The 19,136-nt window shown below is 43.2% G+C and carries 15 protein-coding genes, 15 tRNA genes and 2 rRNA genes; 28 read left to right on the top strand and 4 right to left on the bottom strand.

What is annotated here, in order from left to right:
* The 17 genes from M3593_RS20765 to M3593_RS20685 all read left to right on the top strand — a co-directional run.
* Window positions 1-125: ribosomal RNA gene (locus M3593_RS20765) — 23S ribosomal RNA — on the top strand; the annotation flags it as partial.
* A 265-nt stretch (window positions 126-390) separates the two neighbouring features.
* A 5S ribosomal RNA gene (gene rrf / locus M3593_RS20760) occupies window positions 391-506 on the top strand.
* A 67-nt stretch (window positions 507-573) separates the two neighbouring features.
* Window positions 574-648 (top strand) — tRNA-Asn (locus tag M3593_RS20755).
* 4 nt (window positions 649-652) lie between these two features.
* Window positions 653-744, top strand: a tRNA-Ser gene (locus M3593_RS20750).
* Window positions 745-761: 17 nt separating this feature from the next.
* Window positions 762-836: transfer RNA gene (locus M3593_RS20745), tRNA-Glu, on the top strand.
* A gap of 26 nt (window positions 837-862) precedes the next feature.
* A tRNA-Val gene (locus tag M3593_RS20740) sits at window positions 863-938 on the top strand.
* Between the two features lie 26 nt (window positions 939-964).
* Window positions 965-1,038 (top strand) — tRNA-Met (locus M3593_RS20735).
* A 40-nt stretch (window positions 1,039-1,078) separates the two neighbouring features.
* Window positions 1,079-1,154, top strand: a tRNA-Asp gene (locus M3593_RS20730).
* Between the two features lie 6 nt (window positions 1,155-1,160).
* Window positions 1,161-1,236, top strand: a tRNA-Phe gene (locus M3593_RS20725).
* 69 nt (window positions 1,237-1,305) lie between these two features.
* A tRNA-Tyr gene (locus M3593_RS20720) sits at window positions 1,306-1,390 on the top strand.
* Between the two features lie 8 nt (window positions 1,391-1,398).
* A tRNA-Trp gene (locus M3593_RS20715) sits at window positions 1,399-1,472 on the top strand.
* An 11-nt stretch (window positions 1,473-1,483) separates the two neighbouring features.
* Window positions 1,484-1,559 (top strand) — tRNA-His (locus M3593_RS20710).
* A 40-nt stretch (window positions 1,560-1,599) separates the two neighbouring features.
* A tRNA-Gln gene (locus M3593_RS20705) sits at window positions 1,600-1,674 on the top strand.
* 3 nt (window positions 1,675-1,677) lie between these two features.
* A tRNA-Gly gene (locus M3593_RS20700) sits at window positions 1,678-1,752 on the top strand.
* A 9-nt stretch (window positions 1,753-1,761) separates the two neighbouring features.
* Window positions 1,762-1,836 (top strand) — tRNA-Cys (locus M3593_RS20695).
* 41 nt (window positions 1,837-1,877) lie between these two features.
* Window positions 1,878-1,962 (top strand) — tRNA-Leu (locus M3593_RS20690).
* 52 nt (window positions 1,963-2,014) lie between these two features.
* Window positions 2,015-2,088: transfer RNA gene (locus M3593_RS20685), tRNA-Gly, on the top strand.
* Between the two features lie 135 nt (window positions 2,089-2,223).
* Here the strand turns inward: M3593_RS20685 and M3593_RS20680 are convergent.
* Window positions 2,224-2,892: a B3/B4 domain-containing protein gene (locus M3593_RS20680; RefSeq protein ID WP_144474275.1), complete on the bottom strand. Its 669-nt coding sequence runs from the start codon at window positions 2,890-2,892 to the stop codon at window positions 2,224-2,226.
* Window positions 2,893-2,999: 107 nt separating this feature from the next.
* On the opposite strand from M3593_RS20680, the gene queG reads away from it, so the two are divergent.
* The 7 genes from queG (at window position 3,000) to yhbH (ending at window position 10,494) form a co-directional block, all read left to right on the top strand.
* On the top strand, window positions 3,000-4,157 hold the full coding sequence (gene queG, locus M3593_RS20675; RefSeq protein WP_144474277.1) for a tRNA epoxyqueuosine(34) reductase QueG: 1,158 nt from the start codon (window positions 3,000-3,002) through the stop codon (window positions 4,155-4,157).
* Between the two features lie 90 nt (window positions 4,158-4,247).
* Window positions 4,248-5,138: an amidase domain-containing protein gene (locus M3593_RS20670; protein ID WP_144474279.1), complete on the top strand. Its 891-nt coding sequence runs from the start codon at window positions 4,248-4,250 to the stop codon at window positions 5,136-5,138.
* Between the two features lie 84 nt (window positions 5,139-5,222).
* Window positions 5,223-5,702, top strand: a complete 480-nt coding sequence (trmL, locus tag M3593_RS20665; RefSeq protein ID WP_144474281.1) for a tRNA (uridine(34)/cytosine(34)/5-carboxymethylaminomethyluridine(34)-2'-O)-methyltransferase TrmL — start codon at window positions 5,223-5,225, stop codon at window positions 5,700-5,702.
* Window positions 5,703-5,761: 59 nt separating this feature from the next.
* The gene (gene nfsA, locus M3593_RS20660) at window positions 5,762-6,511 is read left to right on the top strand and encodes an oxygen-insensitive NADPH nitroreductase (protein ID WP_251544646.1); all 750 of its coding nucleotides are present in this window, start codon (window positions 5,762-5,764) and stop codon (window positions 6,509-6,511) included.
* A gap of 339 nt (window positions 6,512-6,850) precedes the next feature.
* Window positions 6,851-8,746 carry a PrkA family serine protein kinase gene (locus M3593_RS20655; RefSeq protein WP_144474285.1) on the top strand — a complete coding sequence of 632 codons (1,896 nt, stop codon included), beginning with the start codon at window positions 6,851-6,853 and terminating at the stop codon, window positions 8,744-8,746.
* Between the two features lie 96 nt (window positions 8,747-8,842).
* Entirely contained in the window at window positions 8,843-9,037 is a 195-nt protein-coding gene (locus M3593_RS20650; protein ID WP_144474287.1) for a hypothetical protein, read from the top strand.
* Between the two features lie 287 nt (window positions 9,038-9,324).
* Entirely contained in the window at window positions 9,325-10,494 is a 1,170-nt protein-coding gene (gene yhbH / locus M3593_RS20645; RefSeq protein ID WP_144474289.1) for a sporulation protein YhbH, read from the top strand.
* 56 nt (window positions 10,495-10,550) lie between these two features.
* Here yhbH and M3593_RS20640 read toward each other — a convergent pair whose 3' ends face one another.
* Complete coding sequence (locus M3593_RS20640; protein WP_251544645.1) at window positions 10,551-11,351, bottom strand: C39 family peptidase; 801 nt, start codon at window positions 11,349-11,351, stop codon at window positions 10,551-10,553.
* A 310-nt stretch (window positions 11,352-11,661) separates the two neighbouring features.
* Between M3593_RS20640 and M3593_RS20635 the strand changes: the two genes are divergently transcribed.
* From M3593_RS20635 to M3593_RS20620, 4 genes are all read left to right on the top strand, one after another.
* On the top strand, window positions 11,662-13,176 hold the full coding sequence (locus M3593_RS20635) for a glycine betaine uptake BCCT transporter (protein WP_144474964.1): 1,515 nt from the start codon (window positions 11,662-11,664) through the stop codon (window positions 13,174-13,176).
* Between the two features lie 252 nt (window positions 13,177-13,428).
* The gene (locus tag M3593_RS20630) at window positions 13,429-14,367 is read left to right on the top strand and encodes a DNA-binding transcriptional repressor DeoR (protein ID WP_144474291.1); all 939 of its coding nucleotides are present in this window, start codon (window positions 13,429-13,431) and stop codon (window positions 14,365-14,367) included.
* A 266-nt stretch (window positions 14,368-14,633) separates the two neighbouring features.
* Window positions 14,634-15,848, top strand: a complete 1,215-nt coding sequence (locus M3593_RS20625) for a NupC/NupG family nucleoside CNT transporter (RefSeq protein WP_144474293.1) — start codon at window positions 14,634-14,636, stop codon at window positions 15,846-15,848.
* A 90-nt stretch (window positions 15,849-15,938) separates the two neighbouring features.
* Window positions 15,939-16,697: an NRDE family protein gene (locus M3593_RS20620; protein WP_144474295.1), complete on the top strand. Its 759-nt coding sequence runs from the start codon at window positions 15,939-15,941 to the stop codon at window positions 16,695-16,697.
* A gap of 113 nt (window positions 16,698-16,810) precedes the next feature.
* On the opposite strand, the gene M3593_RS20615 is transcribed toward M3593_RS20620, so the two are convergent.
* Together M3593_RS20615 and M3593_RS20610 are read right to left on the bottom strand one after the other, a co-directional pair.
* Window positions 16,811-17,776, bottom strand: a complete 966-nt coding sequence (locus M3593_RS20615) for an NAD(P)H-dependent flavin oxidoreductase (RefSeq protein WP_144474297.1) — start codon at window positions 17,774-17,776, stop codon at window positions 16,811-16,813.
* A gap of 171 nt (window positions 17,777-17,947) precedes the next feature.
* Window positions 17,948-18,778 carry an aldo/keto reductase gene (locus M3593_RS20610; RefSeq protein ID WP_251544643.1) on the bottom strand — a complete coding sequence of 277 codons (831 nt, stop codon included), beginning with the start codon at window positions 18,776-18,778 and terminating at the stop codon, window positions 17,948-17,950.
* Window positions 18,779-19,136: the final 358 nt, after the last annotated feature.

The raw sequence follows: 19,136 nt of genomic DNA, 5'->3' as shown, positions 1-19,136 counted from the left end.
AAGATGAGATTTCCCATAGCGCAAGCTAGTAAGAACCCTGAAAGATGATCAGGTTGATAGGTCAGAGGTGGAAGCGCGGTGACGTGTGGAGCTGACTGATACTAATCGTTCGAGGACTTAACCAAATACGAAAAGCGTAGGCGACTGTACAGCCTCGACAAGCGCTGGAGGGCCAGCAGTTGAAGTCGTTCTTTGACTTCGGCGGATGGACCGAAGCGACTCGAGAGGCTAGGAGCCGGAGCTGGACAATGATCATTCGTTTCTCTTGTTTTCTTCTTACACATTATCTAGTTTTGAGGGAATAAAGATTTTTACTAAGTGAAATATCTTTAAAATTTCTCTTGCAAAATGCACTAAAGACAGTATAATAGATATTGTCTTGAAAAATTGTCTGGTGACGATGGCGAGAAGGTCACACCCGTTCCCATACCGAACACGGAAGTTAAGCTTCTCAGCGCCGATGGTAGTTGGGGGTTTCCCCCTGTGAGAGTAGGACGCCGCCGGGCAAGATGCATTTGACATCTTCTTTCAAAGATACGGATCGTGTATCCAGGTCGGAGAAATCATTACTATTCCGCAGTAGCTCAGTGGTAGAGCACTCGGCTGTTAACCGAGCGGTCGTAGGTTCGAATCCTACCTGCGGAGCCAATTTGGAGAGCTGTCCGAGAGGTCGAAGGAGCACGATTGGAAATCGTGTAGACGGTCAACGCTGTCTCAAGGGTTCGAATCCCTTGCTCTCCGCCATAGAAACTTAAACAAACGGCCCCTTGGTCAAGCGGTTAAGACACCGCCCTTTCACGGCGGTAACACGGGTTCGAATCCCGTAGGGGTCACCATTTTCTTTAATAAGTAACATAACAATGGAGGATTAGCTCAGCTGGGAGAGCATCTGCCTTACAAGCAGAGGGTCGGCGGTTCGATCCCGTCATCCTCCACCATAAGTTTTTTGATGAATTATTACCGTCGCGGGGTGGAGCAGTCCGGTAGCTCGTCGGGCTCATAACCCGAAGGTCGCAGGTTCAAATCCTGCCCCCGCAATCATGAAGTGCTTTTCAAGTTAATCACTTGAAAATACTTTGGTCCCGTGGTGTAGCGGTTAACATGCCTGCCTGTCACGCAGGAGATCGCCGGTTCGATCCCGGTCGGGACCGCCAGTATATGGCTCAGTAGCTCAGTCGGTAGAGCAAAGGACTGAAAATCCTTGTGTCGGCGGTTCGATTCCGTCCTGAGCCACCATTTAAAATTTCCTGGTTAATCAGGAAATTGAGTAAATGGGTTTTTTAACATCGGAAATGATGTTATAATGGAGGGGTAGCGAAGTGGCTAAACGCGGCGGACTGTAAATCCGCTCCCTCAGGGTTCGGCGGTTCGAATCCGTCCCCCTCCACCATTTATCATAGGGGTATAGTTTAAAGGTAGAACGAAGGTCTCCAAAACCTTTGGTGTGGGTTCGATTCCTACTACCCCTGCCAATTTTATAATGGCGATTGTGGCGAAGTGGTTAACGCATCGGATTGTGGTTCCGACATTCGTGGGTTCGATTCCCATCAGTCGCCCCATTTCAAATCACATATTCAATCAGTATTGAATATAATATATTGGGCTATAGCCAAGCGGTAAGGCAACGGACTTTGACTCCGTCATGCGTTGGTTCGAATCCAGCTAGCCCAGCCATTTGCGGAAGTAGTTCAGTGGTAGAATACAACCTTGCCAAGGTTGGGGTCGCGGGTTCGAATCCCGTCTTCCGCTCCAATATAATATGGCGGCATAGCCAAGTGGTAAGGCAAAGGTCTGCAAAACCTTTATTCACCGGTTCAAATCCGGTTGCCGCCTCCACTAATTATTTAGTGGTATTGCAGTATTTGAAATCTTCATATGCCGGTGTGGCGGAATTGGCAGACGCGCACGACTCAAAATCGTGTTCCTTCTGGAGTGTCGGTTCGACCCCGACCACCGGTACCATCTTTATTTTAAACAGGTTTTCCTGTTTTCTTTATTTTCATAAGATATGTATGCGGGTGTAGTTTAGTGGTAAAACCTCAGCCTTCCAAGCTGATGATGAGGGTTCGATTCCCTTCACCCGCTCCATACATACGTGACTAACGCGGTATCTTGTTTCTAGAAAACGAGATACCGCGTTTTTTATTTTCTTTGATAGATGTGGAATCAGTTGGAGGGGTTGAAGCTAAGTGCTTGCGTTGGCCAAATAGAAAAAAGGATGCATCAGCATCCCACGAGTTTAAATGTACCAGTTCCTCCATGAATCTGGGTGAACATATTCATGAGTGATTCGGTCATCTTCTCCATTTCTGTTGACGGAGAAGAAGGCCTTAAATAGACAATCTGCAACGCATTTCTTGTTTCTTCTGTCACTGCGGTCCTTTCAGAATCGACAAAAGGGCTTCCGAACGGTCCTTTATCGTCTGCAGATATGATCAAGTTAGCAAGATTATTAGTTCTGCCATTCAGACCTCCGTACTCTTCATTTTCTTCGCCAACTTTAATTGTGATATTCCCCTGCAGTTTGTCACTGTCGTAAATACCAATTGGAATTTGATATTCAAGCGAGAAGAAATTATTCAGATCTATCGCACTATGTATGGTTTGAAGGTAATTCTGCTTAGAGATCCTTCGGTAAAGGGCTTCGGCCGAATGTCTATATCGGTTAGGATCCTTCCCCGTTGCTTTGAAGATTCCTCGCCACTCTTTGATTCCTTCAAGCTCCGTAACGTTTTTTTCCAAAAGGTCAAAGTATATTGATTCCTGGAAGAGCTGCAGTCTGCCTTTCAACATTTGAGGAGACTCGCCTACTTGTATGTTCTTATACTCGATCATTCCGATTGTGAATCCGGGATTGAGATTGCATATCATCCTGGAAACTTGAATTTCCATTGATTCCACCTCCAAATCTGCTTTAAAATAGTTTATCATAAAAGAGATTTGCTTTTAAATTTATGGGATTCATATATAGATATCAAAATAGGAAGGGGGTATCCGCAATGGATATGGCAAGTTTGAAGAAGGAGATCATAGCTTACAGCAAAACGATCGGCATCGATAAAATTGGTTTTGCAGCACCATCGACCTTTGAAGAGATGAAGGTCCGGTTATACATGCAGCAGCAACTTCACTATCAATCAGGATTTGAAGAAAAGGATATTGAAAAGAGAACGGAGCCTGCCCTGATTTTTGATCGTCCTAAATCAATCATTTCGATTGCTCTCGCCTATCCTTCAAAAATGAAAACGAAAGTGATCAGCAAGAAGGGGGAAAGGCGGGGAATCTTCTGTCGGGCGTCATGGGGGACTGATTACCACGCGGTCCTGAGGGACAGGCTGAAAAAACTCGAGGAATTTATTGCTTTGAAAGTTCCTGAAGCCCGCTTCAAATCGATGGTCGATACGGGTGAACTGGTGGACAGGGCAGTTGCGGAACGAGCGGGCATCGGCTGGAGCGGCAAAAACTGTTCGATTATCACACCCGAGTTTGGATCATACGTCTATCTAGGCGAAATGATTACGAATATACCGTTTGAGCCTGACCATCCCATGGAGGATCGTTGTGGCAGCTGTAACAAGTGTGTGGATGTCTGTCCTACAGGTGCGCTGGTACAGGGCGGTCAGCTGGATGCGCAAAAATGTATTGCTTTTGTGACTCAAACTAAGGGGTTTTTAGCGGATGAGTTTCGGGATAAGCTGGGCAACCGATTATATGGCTGTGATACTTGCCAGACAGTTTGCCCAGAAAACAAAGGGAAGGATTTTCATTTCCATGAAGAAATGGAGCCAGACCCTGAAATTGCAAAGCCGTTGCTGAAACCTTTATTGACCATCAGCAACCGGGAGTTTAAAGAAAAATTCGGACATGTTTCAGGTTCATGGCGCGGAAAGAAGCCTATCCAGCGTAATGCGATTATTGCCCTGGCTCATTTTAAGGATGATACAGCGATACCGGAGTTGATAATGGTCCTGAAGGAGGATCCAAGACCTGTTCTCAGAGGAACGGCAGCATGGGCGCTTGGCAAAATTGGCGGACACGACGCGTTGGACGCATTGCAGCATGCTTCTTCTTTTGAGAAGGATGAAGAAGTATTGCAGGAAATCAGTAAAGGCTTGGATTTTTTTAATGAAAAGGAACAGTCTGATATCCCAATTTAGGACAGAATGGATTTTTAATAATCCATTCTTTTTTTATGCCTTAAATCCCTTGCTCCTTCATAAACATGATAGGTGAAGGGAGAGATGAGTATGCGTAAACAACTGCAGGAGCTGCTGGAACAGCGAGTCCTTCAATGTGTATCCATGCCTCGCAATCAATTGCATGAGTGTGCGGGCATTGAGTTAAAAAAGCAGAGCTTTGCAAACAGGTCTGCTGAGATTGTAAAAGCAAAGGCAGATGGCAGGATCAAGCAAAGATTTGAAGATAATGAGAATGCATCTGTTTTATATGATGTTCACTTTCAGTATTTGATCAAGCAAAGAGGTTTATTTTACATGGAGGAAGAAGTGGAAAAGAGGCGGGCCGAATTCTACAAAGGGATCCTGGTGAACGACGAGAAGTTGAATGAAAATGAACCCACGGAGAAAATTGAAGAGGCTTTGCCTGTCTTTTCGCATGAGGTGGACGGACAGGAGAGGAAGGGCTTCAGATATGATAGGTTAAAGGCTGTCCAGTATGCTGAACGCTGGTGGAATGACTATAATCCCGCATATAAGAAGTTCGAAGTGGATTGTACCAATTATATATCGCAGTGTCTGCATGTTGGCGGGGCACCGATGAGAGGCTATCCAAACCGAAGCAATGGCTGGTGGATGCAGAATAATAACTGGAGCTTCAGCTGGTCGGTTGCTAATGCGTTGCGCTGGCATATTCCTGGTTCAAAGTTTGGGCTAAGGGGCAGAGAGGTGAGCAGTGCTGAAAAGCTGAAGCTCGGCGATGTGATCTGCTACGATTTCCAGGGAGATGGACGATTCGATCATACGACCATTGTAACCGGGCATGACGCGGACGGAATGCCGCTTGTCAACGCCCATACGTATAACTCCCGAATGAGGTACTGGGCATATGAGGATTCGACGGCCTATACCCCGAATATAAAGTATAAGTTCCTTATGATTACTGATGACCGTGATGAGTGAATAGAAGCTTGTCAGGGGCCGTTTCTTTTGCTGTGAAGGAGTGTAATGGTATAATAGCTGTAGTTTTGATTAGAGGTGAAAGTCATGGCATTGCATGTTGTATTATACCAGCCGCTCATTCCAGCCAACACTGGCAATATCGCGCGCACATGCGCTGGTACCGATACCGAGCTTCACTTGATCAGGCCGTTGGGATTTTCAACGGATGATAAGATGCTGAAGCGTGCCGGGTTGGATTATTGGGAACACGTAAAGATCCATTACTATGATTCGCTGGATGATTTTTATCAGCAAAACGAGGGCGGAGAATTTTTTTATGTGACCAAGTTTGGCAAGAAGGCGCATTCTGCTTTTGATTATAGTGCAACCGATCAGGAGTACTTCTTTATTTTTGGCCGGGAAACAACCGGACTTCCTAAAGAAGTGATTGAAAACAATATGGACAGATGCCTGAGGCTGCCTATGAATGAAAATATTCGTTCATTAAATCTGTCCAATACAGCCGCTATCCTGATTTATGAGGCATTGAGGCAGCAGGATTATCGCGATTTGCGCAAATATTAGGAGGCCTTTTCAGGTCTCCTTTTTGGCATTGCCATTATATTAAAGGAGATGAGAGAAGAATGAACCAGGTAATCGAAACCATTTTAAACCATCGCTCAGTAAGGAGCTTTAGGGATCAGACGCTGGACCGGGAACAGATAGAAGCGATTGTAAAAAGCGCACAGGCAGCTTCTACCTCCAGCTTCGTCCAGGCTTATTCGATTATTGGCGTGACGGACCAGGAGAAGAAGGACAGGCTGTCTGAAATTGCCGGGAATCAGGCATATGTTGCAGCTAATGGCCATTTCTTTGTGTTTTGTGCGGACCTTCATCGCCATAAGGTCTTGGCTGAGATGGAGAATGTTGATTTGAATGATTCAATTGAGAGTACGGAGAAATTCATGGTTGCATTGATCGATGCGGCCCTGGCTGCGCAGAATGCTGCAATTGCTGCTGAGTCAATGGGTCTTGGTATTTGCTATATCGGCGGAATCCGCAATGACCTGGAAGCAGTAAAAGAAGTTTTAAAGACGCCTGAACATGTTATTCCTCTGTTTGGCATGGCAGTAGGTTATCCTGATAAGGAGACGGATTTAAAGCCTCGTCTTGCAATGGAACATGTCTATATGGAAAATGAGTATCAGCAGGACCAGAGCTTGTTTGAGAAACAGCTGCAGGATTATAATGAAACGACCTCGCAATACTACCGTGAAAGAACGGGTGGGAAACGTGCGGACACCTGGACTGGCCAAATGGCCAAGATGCTAGGCCGTAAATCGCGGATGTATATGAAGGAATTCGTGGAAAAACAGAATTTGAATAAAAAATAATGATTAAAAAGTAAAAAAGCTGCCAATCGGCAGCTTTTTATTTTTTGGTGATCCCCGGCTTATCATCGTAACCTGAAGTGAAGATTGCAGATAAGAATGCAACTGTGACGCCCAGAATTAGAATTAGTTTCATGTATGTAAGCCTCCCTTTTACTGGATTTTGTCCATATAGAATTTATTATATCCTATTATCTTCGAACTGTGAAGGAGAGGCTCTTAGTTTTTGCATCAGGAATTAAAAAGGACAATCAGGATGGACCAACGATTACGCATGTTCAAATTGTTTGCTGCATAGAATTTATTAATCGTCTCTTGATAACGCTACATGGGGAGGTCCATATGGATATTTTAAAAAAGATTGAAATGTATCGCCAGGATGAAGAGAAGCTTAAGTGGGAAGGGACGTTCAGGGAATATCTTGAAATTGTAAAGGAACAGCCTTGGGTTGCTCAATCGGCACATTCGCGTGTATATAATATGATCAAAGACGCAGGAATTGAAAATGAAAAAGGAAAAAAAAGGTATTCCTTCTTTAGTTCCCAATTGTTTGGTCTTGAAGAGGCACTGGAAAGGCTTGTTGAAGAGTATTTTCATCCGGCGGCTAAAAGGCTGGATGTGAGGAAGCGGATCCTGCTGTTGATGGGCCCGGTAAGCGGCGGAAAATCCACCCTGGTCACCATGCTGAAAAGAGGGTTGGAGGCATACTCGCATACTGATAGAGGGGCGATCTACGCAATTAAGGGATGCCCTATGCATGAAGATCCGCTGCATATGATCCCGCATCATCTCCGCAAGGATTTTTATGATGAATATGGCATCAGGATTGAAGGCAATCTGTCGCCGCTTAATATGATGAGGCTTGACCAGGAGTATGGCGGCAGGATTGAAGATGTCATCGTTGAGAGAGTCTTCTTCTCAGAAGACAAAAGAACAGGGATTGGCACATTCAGCCCTTCTGATCCTAAATCACAGGATATCGCGGATTTAACCGGAAGCATTGATTTCTCCACGATTGCCGAGTATGGTTCTGAATCCGATCCGCGGGCATATCGCTTTGATGGTGAACTGAATAAAGCGAACCGGGGCATGATGGAGTTCCAGGAAATGCTGAAGTGTGACGAGAAATTCCTCTGGCATTTGCTGAGCCTGACGCAGGAAGGCAATTTTAAAGCGGGAAGATTCGCATTGATCAGTGCGGATGAATTGATTGTTGCCCATACCAATGAAACGGAATACCGTTCATTCATTTCGAATAAAAAGAACGAAGCGCTACATTCACGTATAATCGTTATGCCGATACCGTACAACTTAAAAGTGTCCGAAGAAGAGAAAATTTATGACAAGATGATCAGGGAAAGCGATGTGAACGATGTCCATATCGCGCCGCATACCCTAAGGGTTGCTGCAATGTTCACGATCCTTACACGCCTGAAGGATCCGAAAAAAGGTGATATTGACCTGATAAAGAAAATGAGGCTGTACGACGGTGAAAGTGTAGAGGGTTATAACCGGGCAGATGTTGAGGAATTGAAAAAAGAGCACCAGGATGAGGGGATGAGCGGAATTGATCCTCGCTATGTTATCAATCGGATTTCCTCCACAATTATCAGGAAAGAAGTCAAAACGATCAATGCACTGGATGTATTACGGTCATTGAAAGAGGGACTTGACCAGCACCCTTCGATCACTGCAGAAACAAGGGAACGTTATCTGAATTATATTTCCCTTGCCCGGAAAGAGTATGATGATATCGCCAAGAAGGAAGTTCAAAAAGCATTCGTGTACTCATATGAAGAATCAGCTAAAACCCTTATGGATAATTACCTTGATAATGTTGAGGCCTATTGCAATAAGGCGAAGCTTCGCGATCCGCTCACTGGAGAGGAAATCAATCCGGATGAGAAGCTGATGCGTTCGATCGAGGAACAGATTGGCATTTCCGAAAATGCGAAGAAAGCGTTCCGTGAAGAGATTTTAATCAGAATTTCTGCTTATGCGCGTAAAGGCAAGCGGTTTGATTATAATTCCCATGATCGCCTGCGTGAAGCGATCCAGAAAAAGCTGTTTGCTGATCTGAAGGATGTTGTGAAAATCACGACTTCCACGAAAACTCCTGATGAGACCCAGCTGAAGAAAATCAATAATGTTGTCGCAAGGCTAATTGATGAGCATGGCTACAACTCCACTTCCGCCAACGAATTGCTGCGGTATGTTGGAAGCTTATTAAATAGGTAGACAGCGGGGGCCTGCAGATTGCAGGTCCTTTTCAACTTGGGTTAAGAGTTTATTTAGCATCCATAGAGGGAATAGTACAGGCAAGAGGTGATAAAGATGGCAAAAGAAGAAGTACAAAAAGACTTAGCAAAAAACTATGTCCCTAAAAACAGTTCCATGGCCCGCAATGAAGATGAAATGGAAAATCTGGGCAAGCAAATGGAACATCGCCGCAGTGGCGAAGTTTTAAAAGAGGAATATGATAAAGTACCAGATCCAATTCAATTTGATAAAGCGAATGAAAAGAAATAACCTTTGCGGATAATGCAAAGGTTATTTTTTTGCCAAAAAAAGGTGAGCGTGTTATTGCGATATATAGTGCCTAACCTCAGCCCCTAAAAATAAATTCAATATGTAAAATGGGCTTGTCCTGCACTAGGAGAAAGCGGTAATTGTCAAAATTATTTGTAAATTATTTTGTCTTCTTGCATAAGATAGAGTAATTACATCTCCCCTGTGGTTTACGGCCATCGGGATATTGTATGAAAGTAGTTTGTATTATGTTACTCAAAATGAAAATTTCAAAGGAGGGGTTGAAAATGACCGATGAAAGCAGTCACCAGTTTGTGATTTCCCAGGAAGATTGGTCCCTCCACCGCAAAGGACATGATGACCAACAGCGCCATCAGGAAAAGGTGCAGGAAGCAATCAAGAGCAATCTGCCTGATTTGATCACAGAAGAGAACATTATCATGTCCAACGGCAGGGATGTCGTAAAGATTCCGATAAGGTCACTGGATGAGTACAAAATCCGTTATAACTATGATAAGAACAAACATGTAGGCCAGGGCAACGGAGATTCAAAGATTGGGGATGTTGTCGCCCGGGATGGCTCAGGCCAACAGCAGGGACCAGGCAAAGGCCAGGGTGCAGGAGACCAGGCCGGGGAAGATTATTACGAAGCAGAAGTATCGATGATGGAGATTGAGGAGGCCCTATTCAAGGAGTTGGAGCTTCCGAACCTCAAGAAGAAGGAAGAACAGGAACATCTTGTCGAAAACATCGAATTCAATGACATCAGGAAGACAGGGCTCATGGGGAATATTGATAAGAAGCGCACAATGATGTCAGCTTATAAACGAAATGCGATGACCGGAAAACCAGCTTTCCATCCAATCTACAAGGAGGATCTGAAGTTTAAGACCTGGAATGAGGTTGTGAAGCCAGACTCGAAGGCTGTAGTGCTTGCGATGATGGATACGAGCGGAAGTATGGGACTTTGGGAAAAATATATGGCGAGAAGCTTTTTCTTCTGGATGACCCGTTTCCTTCGCTCTAAATATGAAACAGTCGAAATTGAATTCATTGCACATCATACCGAAGCAAAGGTCGTAACCGAGGAAGATTTTTTCTCAAAAGGAGAAAGCGGCGGTACAATTTGTTCGTCCGCCTATCGAAAAGCTTTAGAACTTATAGAATTGAAGTACAATCCAAGCAAGTTCAATATTTATCCATTCCACTTTTCCGATGGTGATAACCTGACCTCCGACAATGCCCGCTGTGTAAAATTAGTTGAAGAACTGATGAAGGTCTCCAATATGTTTGGCTATGGAGAAGTCAATCAGTACAACCGCCACTCGACCCTAATGTCCGCGTATAAAAACATTAAAGATGAACATTTCAGATACTATATCCTCAAGCAAAAAGCCGATGTATTCCATGCCATGAAGAGCTTTTTCAAACAAGAAGAAAATAAAATGTACGCTTAAACAAAAATCGGCAGGGTAGAATCCCTGCCGATTTTTCCTATTATCCTCTTAAACTGTTACTTTTCGATGCCTATTGCCTGGCTGCCCATTTGAATCCATGCTTGTTCAAATGCTTTGCGTGAAACAGTCTTGTAGCCTGTAACATCAAGAGGGTCGTTGATGTATAAGTAATTTTCGTCATAGCCGACGATTAATACACTGTGTTCTCTGTATGTAATCTTGACATCACCGGTATTGGTTTTCCAGGTTGTGAACTCGGATTCTGGCAATGGGGCAAACGTCGAATTAATGATGACCCAGACCGGCGAACCGCTGTCAAGCAGCTCAGTTACTGCCTTAAACGGCTGTCCAGTCACATCCTTGACCTTTCCTGGAAGGAAGGTTTCTGCAAGGTTGGCGACTGGTCCATGATAAACACCGTAACCAGATTTGCTGAATGTATAAATATCGCCAACAAATCCATCATACGGGTTGCCTCTGACATAATTCGCGTCACGGAAGGGAATTTTATGTATTTTCTGGGCTAAAGTCATCTTATCCACTGCAATTCCTTCATATTGCAGCAGCATGGACAAACTGGTTACTTCACACCCTCGCTGCAATTCGGGGAGCTGGCTCACGTGTGGGACCCCGTCAATGAGGATTTTTTCTTCTTTATTCGTAAAATTTTTAAGAAGTGTTTTATTTTCGATATTCTTGTTCACGAGATGGGCTTTAGTCCTGGTAATTTTGGGTGCTTCTTCTGTTTTAGCCTCTGCTGTAGGGTTTTCAATCGATCGGATCTTCTCGCCACCGAGGAAGGTAACAAGGAAAATGACTCCTATTGACAATGTCCTGAAAAAGATTTTTTTATTCAACAAATCGTCTCCTTACAACATCTCTATATCAATCTTATACAACTTTCGACATGGATTCAATAGACTAATAGATTGTAAATGGATAATTTGTGGAAAATAAATAAAATTGTGCTTCCAGAACCATAAATTTCTGTTTTCAACAGGCGGATACAAAAAGGAATTTTTAGATTGCAACTTTTAAAAGTCTTTAAACCCACATTTTTATGGCTGTATCAGGCCATACTAACTTTGTTATGAGTCAATCTTTTTAAAAAAACCTAAAGTTATGTTAGGGTATTAAAGTGTCATTTTTATTGAAAGGAGTTTTATGATGAAAAAGGATTCATCAGTATTTTTCATATCGGCCGGGATTTTGCTTCTGATGGTCCTGTTCGGTGTATTTGTACCAGATAAGCTTGAATCAGTAACAGCCAATATTCAGGCTTTCATAACTGATTCTTTAGGATGGTATTATTTAATCCTTGTATCTTTAATTGTTATTGTGTGTCTTTATTTCCTCATTAGCCCACTGGGGAAAATCAGGCTTGGCAGGCAGGACGACCGTCCGGAATTTTCGACGCTGAGCTGGTATGCGATGCTGTTCAGTGCCGGGATGGGGATCGGACTGGTTTTCTGGGGAACTGCTGAGCCAATAAGCCATTTTATGGTATCAACACCGACGGGATCGGAACCGGGATCGAATCAGGCTATCCGTGATTCAATGAGATTCACATTTTTCCATTGGGGCATCCATGCCTGGGCCATTTACGGAATTGTCGCCTTAGTTCTTGCTTATTTCAATTTCCGCCATGGTAAGCCTGGACTGATCAGTGCCACACTTGGACCAATTCTAGGTGAACGCACTGAAGGGACCGCAGGAAAAGTAGTCGATGTAATTTCTGTCGTCGCGACAGTTATTGGTGTGGCAACAACTTTAGGATTTGGAGCTGTACAAATTAACGGGGGGCTTTCTTACCTGTTTGGAATTCCTGCTAGTTTCTTGACCCAATTACTAATTGTCCTGATTGTCACCATTTTATTCATGATTTCAGCATGGTCAGGATTAGGGAAAGGGATTAAGATCCTGAGCAATGTTAATATGCTTTTGGCAGGTCTATTGCTGTTAGCCATGCTGATTCTTGGACCAACTCAATTTATCCTGAATCTATTCACCAATACTATTGGTACCTATCTTCAGAACCTTCCTTCAATGAGCTTCCGTATTTCACCGCTGAATGAAGATGTGCGTTCATGGATAAACGGATGGACCATTTTCTATTGGGCTTGGTGGATTGCATGGGCGCCATTTGTAGGGATTTTTATAGCTCGAGTTTCTAAAGGCCGTACGATAAGGGAGTTTGTTTTTGGAGTTCTTCTTGTACCTTCCCTGATTGGCTTCCTATGGTTTTCCGCATTTGGGGGTTCTGCGATTAAATTGGAGCAGGAGGGGATTGCAAAAATCTCTGAGCTGGCGACCGAAGAAGCATTATTTGGCGTATTCGCGAATTACCCAATGAGTTCATTGTTATCTATTCTTGCAATGATTCTGATTGGTACTTTCTTCATCACTTCAGCGGATTCAGGGACATTTGTTTTAGGCATGATGACAACTAATGGGTCCCTGACACCAGGCAACCGAATCAAATTCATTTGGGGAATCATGCTAGCGGCAATATCCCTAGTACTGCTATACTCTGGCGGATTACAGGCACTGCAAAATACAATGATCGTCGCTGCGCTGCCATTCTCCATCATCATGGCGATGATGGCCTTAAGTCTAATAAAAGCATTAAACAAAGAGGCAAGAGAGCTAGGAATCGGGAAAATCCCTAAGCGAAAGCAGTAAATGATCAAGGCTCTTGGCATAATTGAAAAGCAGCAATCAATTTGAAAAAAGGCATTCTTCCATTATGAGGAGGATGCCTTTTTGTGGTTTAATATTATTAGTTGTTGATTAATACGTTCAAAAAGATTAATCATATGTAAAGATAAGGAGATTTATGAACATTTTGTTCTTTTTAAAATTGTAAATGTTTTCATTTGGATTTTTTGTTAAAATGAAGGTATTGAATTTATGTCATTTCCAAAGGTGATCAGAATGGAAAAAGAAAAATTATTGAAGATAATCGAGGCTGCAAAGCTATATTATCTACTGGATTATAACCAGAATGATATCGCAAAAGAATTGGGAGTGTCGCGACCGACAGTTTCGAGGTTCCTTCAGATAGCGAAGCAGGAGGGGATTGTCGACATCAAGATCATGGATCCGACTGAGGATGTCGAGAATCTGTCATTGCAGCTTGAACAAAAGTTTGGGCTCAAAAAGGCGATTGTTACCCATATTCCCCAATATGATGACACTGTCATCAAAACATATCTTGGGGAGAAGGCGGCTTCTTTTTTGAATGAAGTGGTTGAGCATGATGATATCATTGGTGTAACGTGGGGAACGACGCTTTACCACGTGGCTCTGGAACTGAAACAGAAGCCGTGTAAGAATGTCAAGGTAGTCCAGTTGAAAGGCGGTGTCAGCCATTCTGAAACGAATACATATGCGAATGAAATCCTGTATTTGTTCGGCAAGGCCTTCAACAGTGCACCACACCACCTGCCGCTCCCGGCAATCGTCGACCATGTCGTAGTGAAGCAGGCAATGGAGGCGGACAGGCATATCAAAAAAATCCTCGAAATGGGGAAGCAGTCCAACATCGCCGTCTATACAATCGGGCCGATTAAATCCGAATCTCTATTGTTCCAGTTAGGCTATTTTACAGAAGAGGACCTGCAAGTCATCTATTCTAAAGCCGTAGGGGATATTTGTTCCCGATTCTTCGATAAGGACGGCCAGGTATGTAACGAAAATCTCAATGCGAGAACATTGGGGATCGAGCTGGAAGAGTTAAAAAAGAAAAAGTATTCTATTTTAGTGGCAGGAGGAGCCCATAAAATTGAAGGTATTTATGGTGCTTTAAAAGGGAATTATACAAATGTGCTTGTAACAGACCAGTTCACAGCAAAGTTCCTGTTGGATAAATAAAGGTTTAATAGTTGTACTTAATGAGAAAAGCCATAAGGTACAATCAGATACCCGATAGGTTTTCGGCCTTGAGGGTATTTTTGTCGAAAAAATGAAAAGGTATTATTTTCATTTTACATTTGTTCAAAAACATATTTACAAAAGTTCTTTAGGTCTGATATATTTGCTATAGAAAGTTTAAGTTAAACAAATGTAAACGTTTTAAAGAAATTTTTTTCAAACTATTTGTAAACGGTAACAAATAACACAACAAGAGGTGGGTCAAAATGAATATCTTATGGGGCTTGATGGGAATAGCTGTTGTTCTGGGAATTGCATTCATTTTCTCAAATAACAAGAAATCCATCAATTTGCGCACAATCATTGGTGGAATGGCAATTCAATTCATCTTCGCTTTCGCTGTACTGAAGTGGGAAACAGGGAAGCTGCTATTGAAAAAACTCTCGCTTGCTGTCAATGAAATCGTCAATTATACAGACGCTGGCGTGCAATTCTTGTTTGGCGGCTTGTTCCAGGCCGAAAATATTGGGTTTGTATTCGCTTTTCAAGTATTAACTGTCGTCATTTTCTTCTCTTCTTTGATTTCTGTTCTTTACTATCTGGGAATCATGCAATTAATCATCAAGTTCCTGGGCGGAGGACTTTCTAAATTACTGGGAACGAGCAAAGCTGAATCACTTTCAGCAGCAGCAAACATTTTTGTTGGACAGACTGAGGCACCACTTGTCATTAAGCCATACATTGCTAAAATGACTCAATCTGAACTTTTTGCAGTAATGGTAGGTGGACTAGCTTCCGTTGCGGGCTCTGTTTTAATTGGTTATTCTTTATTGGGTGTTCCTTTGGAATACTTGCTTGCAGCAAGTTTCATGGCTGCTCCGGCAGGGTTGGTATTGGCTAAAATCATGATTCCAGAAACAGAGAAATCTGAAACATCTGATGAGCTAAGGATGGAAAAAGACACAGAATCAGCGAACGTCATCGATGCTGCGGCCAGAGGTGCAAGTACAGGTCTTCAATTAGCTTTGAATATTGGTGCAATGTTGCTTGCGTTCATCGCATTGATTGCATTAATCAACGGTATTATTGGATTCTTAGGAGGATTCTTCGGTGCCGATAATCTAACACTTGAAACGATTCTTGGCTTTGTATTTGCTCCGCTTGCTTTCGCTATTGGTGTTCCTTGGGATGAAGCAGTTAAAGCTGGCGGATTCATTGGACAAAAATTGATCTTGAATGAATTTGTAGCTTATTCATCATTTGCGCCGCAAATCGATCAATTATCTGCTAAAACAGTAGCAATCATCAGTTTCGCGCTATGTGGATTCGCAAACGTATCTTCCATGGGAATCCTGCTTGGCGGACTTGGAAGCCTTGCCCCAAATCGCCGTGCTGACATCGCGAAAATGGGTGTACGATCAATCATTGCTGGTATGCTTGCGTCATTATTGAGTGCAGCAATGGCAGGTATGTTGTTATAATAAATGACTGAAAAGAGAGGGACCTGGTCCTTCTCTTTTTTTGCTTTGAGTTATAATAGAAGAAAACCGAACGGAAAGCTGTGATGATGAATGTGTTTAATTTTATTTGCCTATAAAGCGCATCCAAAATATAAGCTGATTGTCGCTGCAAACAGGGATGAATCATACAACCGTGCCACTGCTCCAGCGGCTTTTTGGGAGGATGCACCGGAGTTGCTTGCCGGACGCGACCTTGAAAAAATGGGTACCTGGATGGGAGTGACCACTTCAGGAAAATTTGCCGCCTTGACTAATTACCGGGACCCAAGTGAACAGACTGCTGGAAAAAGAACCCGCGGGGAACTTGTGGCTGATTATCTGAGGGGAATGGACAATCCCGAAAATTATCTTCAGAAAATGGCACAAAGGCGTCTCGAATATCCTGGTTATAATCTATTGGCAGGTGATCTTGATGAACTTTATTACTATTCGAATCGTGGAAACCACCACCCTGTTGAAATTCAGCCAGGTATCCATGGAGTAAGCAACCATCTGCTTAATACCGACTGGCCTAAAGTGGAAAAAGGTAAAGCAGGATTGAAGAAAATCGTATCGGAAGACACTTCTGACCTGGGAGACAGCTTATTTAGCCTTTTGGAAAATGCAGACCCTGCACCTGACCATATATTGCCTTCAACTGGAGTTTCACTAGAATGGGAACGTTTGCTGTCACCAATGTTCATAAAAAGTGAAGGATACGGAACGAGAAGCTCGACTGTCATTTTAATGAATGATGAAAAAATCTATTTTAACGAACGGGTTTTCTCAGAAGATCAGCGGACAAACCAGGAATTTTTAATAACACTATAAAGAAAAACAGACAGCCACAATCATGGTTGTCTGTTTTTATGAAAGCCTATTTCCGTACAAGGAAAAACAGACTCCGTTTTTATGGAAAGCAGGACCTGATGAAGAAAGAGCCTTTATTGAGCGAAGCTTTTAGCTGCTATATATTCCATCTTTAAATTGTCTATAATTTTCCGGACGGGAAGGATTTCTTTTATTTCACCAACCCTGGCACCTGCAAATACGAGGCCATTTTCTACATCCCCTGCAACTGAGGTAAGCAGCGAGTCAAGTGTGCAAAATTGGTAGGAGCAATTTTTCAGGCAATCACGGCATTTTTTGATCCGGAGTTTATCTGAAGTAGTAATAAGCCTTGTAAAATGATTTGCGATTGCCCGCCCTTGCAAGCCTACAGTTGTTTTTACCAGCTGCAGGTCTTTTTCTGCAGCCGAGATGTACTTTTCCTTAAAGCTTTGCGGAGCGTCACATTCCTCGCTGGCCACGAACCTTGTGCCCATTTGGACCCCAGAAGCTCCAAGTGATAATGCCCTGGCGATATCAGCACCAGTCAATATTCCTCCGGCAGCAATTACCGGGATGGACACAGCCTCAACAATCTCGGGGAGTATTTCAAATAATGGCCTGTCTGTCCCCAGATGCCCGCCGGCCTCAAATCCCTCCACAACCACGGCAGATGCACCCAGACGTTCCGAGATTTTAGCTAACTTCGCCGAAGAGACAATCGAAATGACAGGGATGCCAGCTTGTTTGCCCCAGGAATACATATCCCTTGATATCCCTGCTCCAGATATGATGAAATCCACTTTTTCATCTAATGCAGCCTTCATTTTTTCAGCGAAATCATTCATTGCAAATAATACATTTACGCCAATGTATCCCTTCCTATCTGTTAGCTCGCGCGCCTTCCTGATATGTGACCGTAATTCCTCGGTCGAAATCCCTGTTCCGGAAATGATGCCAATCCCGCCTGCGTTAGCTACCGCTGAAGCTAATCCGCTCAGTGAAATTCCTACCCCCATTCCTCCTTGCATGATTGGAACACTTGTAACCATATGGCCGATTTTAAGTTCTGGCAAATTCATGCTTATACCCCTTTCTGACTATATTCACTTGCAGTTTAGCATGGTGAAGTATAAAAAGAAGTGATTTTTAGCACTAGGTATTAAGTTTAGGTATAATAATTAAGTAATAATTTATTTTATAAAAAAAGACACAGAAAAAATTCTGCGTCTAATTACTTACTTAGAGTTTAATTAAAAATCGAAATTATCAGGATCCGGTCCTACACGCTCGTCTTTGTTCAAGCTGTTCAGACGGTCCATATCTTCGGTGTATAGTTCAAAGTCAAAGATATCTGCATTTTCGATAATGCGATGCTCCTTGATGGATTTTGGAATGGTCACCACGCCATTTTGCAAATCCCAGCGAAGGATGATTTGTGCCGGTGATTTTCCATGCTTTTCAGCAATTTCGACAATCGTCGGTTCCGATAAGAGTTCACCCTGTTTCAATGGAGACCAAGCTTCCATCTGAATACCTTCGGCTTTACAGAATTCCAGAAGCTCCGTCTGGGCAAGATGTGGATGATATTCAACCTGGTTAACCATTGGCTTAATTTCTGCATCCGCCATCAAATCTTTTAGATGATGGACGTGGAAGTTACTGACACCAATCGCGCGGACACGGCCGTCCTTATAAAGCTTTTCAAGAGCTTTCCAAGTTTCCTTATATTTTCCCGCAACCGGCCAGTGAATCAGGTAAAGATCAAGATAATCAAGGCCCAGCTTCTCCAAGCTTGTCTCGAAAGCTTGAAGAGTGGATTCATAACCCTGATCCGAATTCCACACCTTTGTGGTGATAAACAACTCTTCACGAGCAACTCCCGCTTCTTTAATTGCCTGTCCTACGCCTTCCTCATTCTTGTAAACCGCAGCAGTATCGATGCTTTTATAGCCATTCTTAAGGGCAGCTTTTACAGACTCAACAACTTCTGAGCCTTCCTTCACCTTGAACACGCCAAGACCAAACCAAGGCATCTTGACACCGTTATGTAATGTAGTTGTATCCTGGAGATTTTTTGGCATCCCATGCGCCTCCTCTTCATTTTAATACTTTCCTATCTTCTCACATTTTGAGATTTCTAAAAAGCAATTGCATCCGAAGGGACGGTTTGCAGGGAACCGTGATAATCAGAGATGTACTGCCCTTTTTTTAGGCAGGTTAGGAGGAGGCATGGGGAGAATTGTCAAGGAACTAACGTTATTTTGACAGGTATAGGGAGATGACAGTAAAAGCTGTCAAGAAAACGTCGTTATTTTGACAGGTTCAGGGTGATAGCAGGAAAAGCAGTCAAGAAAGTGTGGTTATTTTGACAGGTTCGGAGTGAGAGCGGTAAAAGCAGTCAAGAAAGCGTCGTTATTTTGACAGGTTGAGGGTGATGGC

The organism is Mesobacillus sp. MER 48 (assembly GCF_023714225.1).
In the GTDB taxonomy this organism is placed as follows: domain Bacteria; phylum Bacillota; class Bacilli; order Bacillales; family Cytobacillaceae; genus Mesobacillus; species Mesobacillus oceanisediminis_A.
The sequence above is the reverse complement of the archived record's forward strand: the minus strand, read 5'-3'. Positions and strand labels throughout refer to the sequence as shown.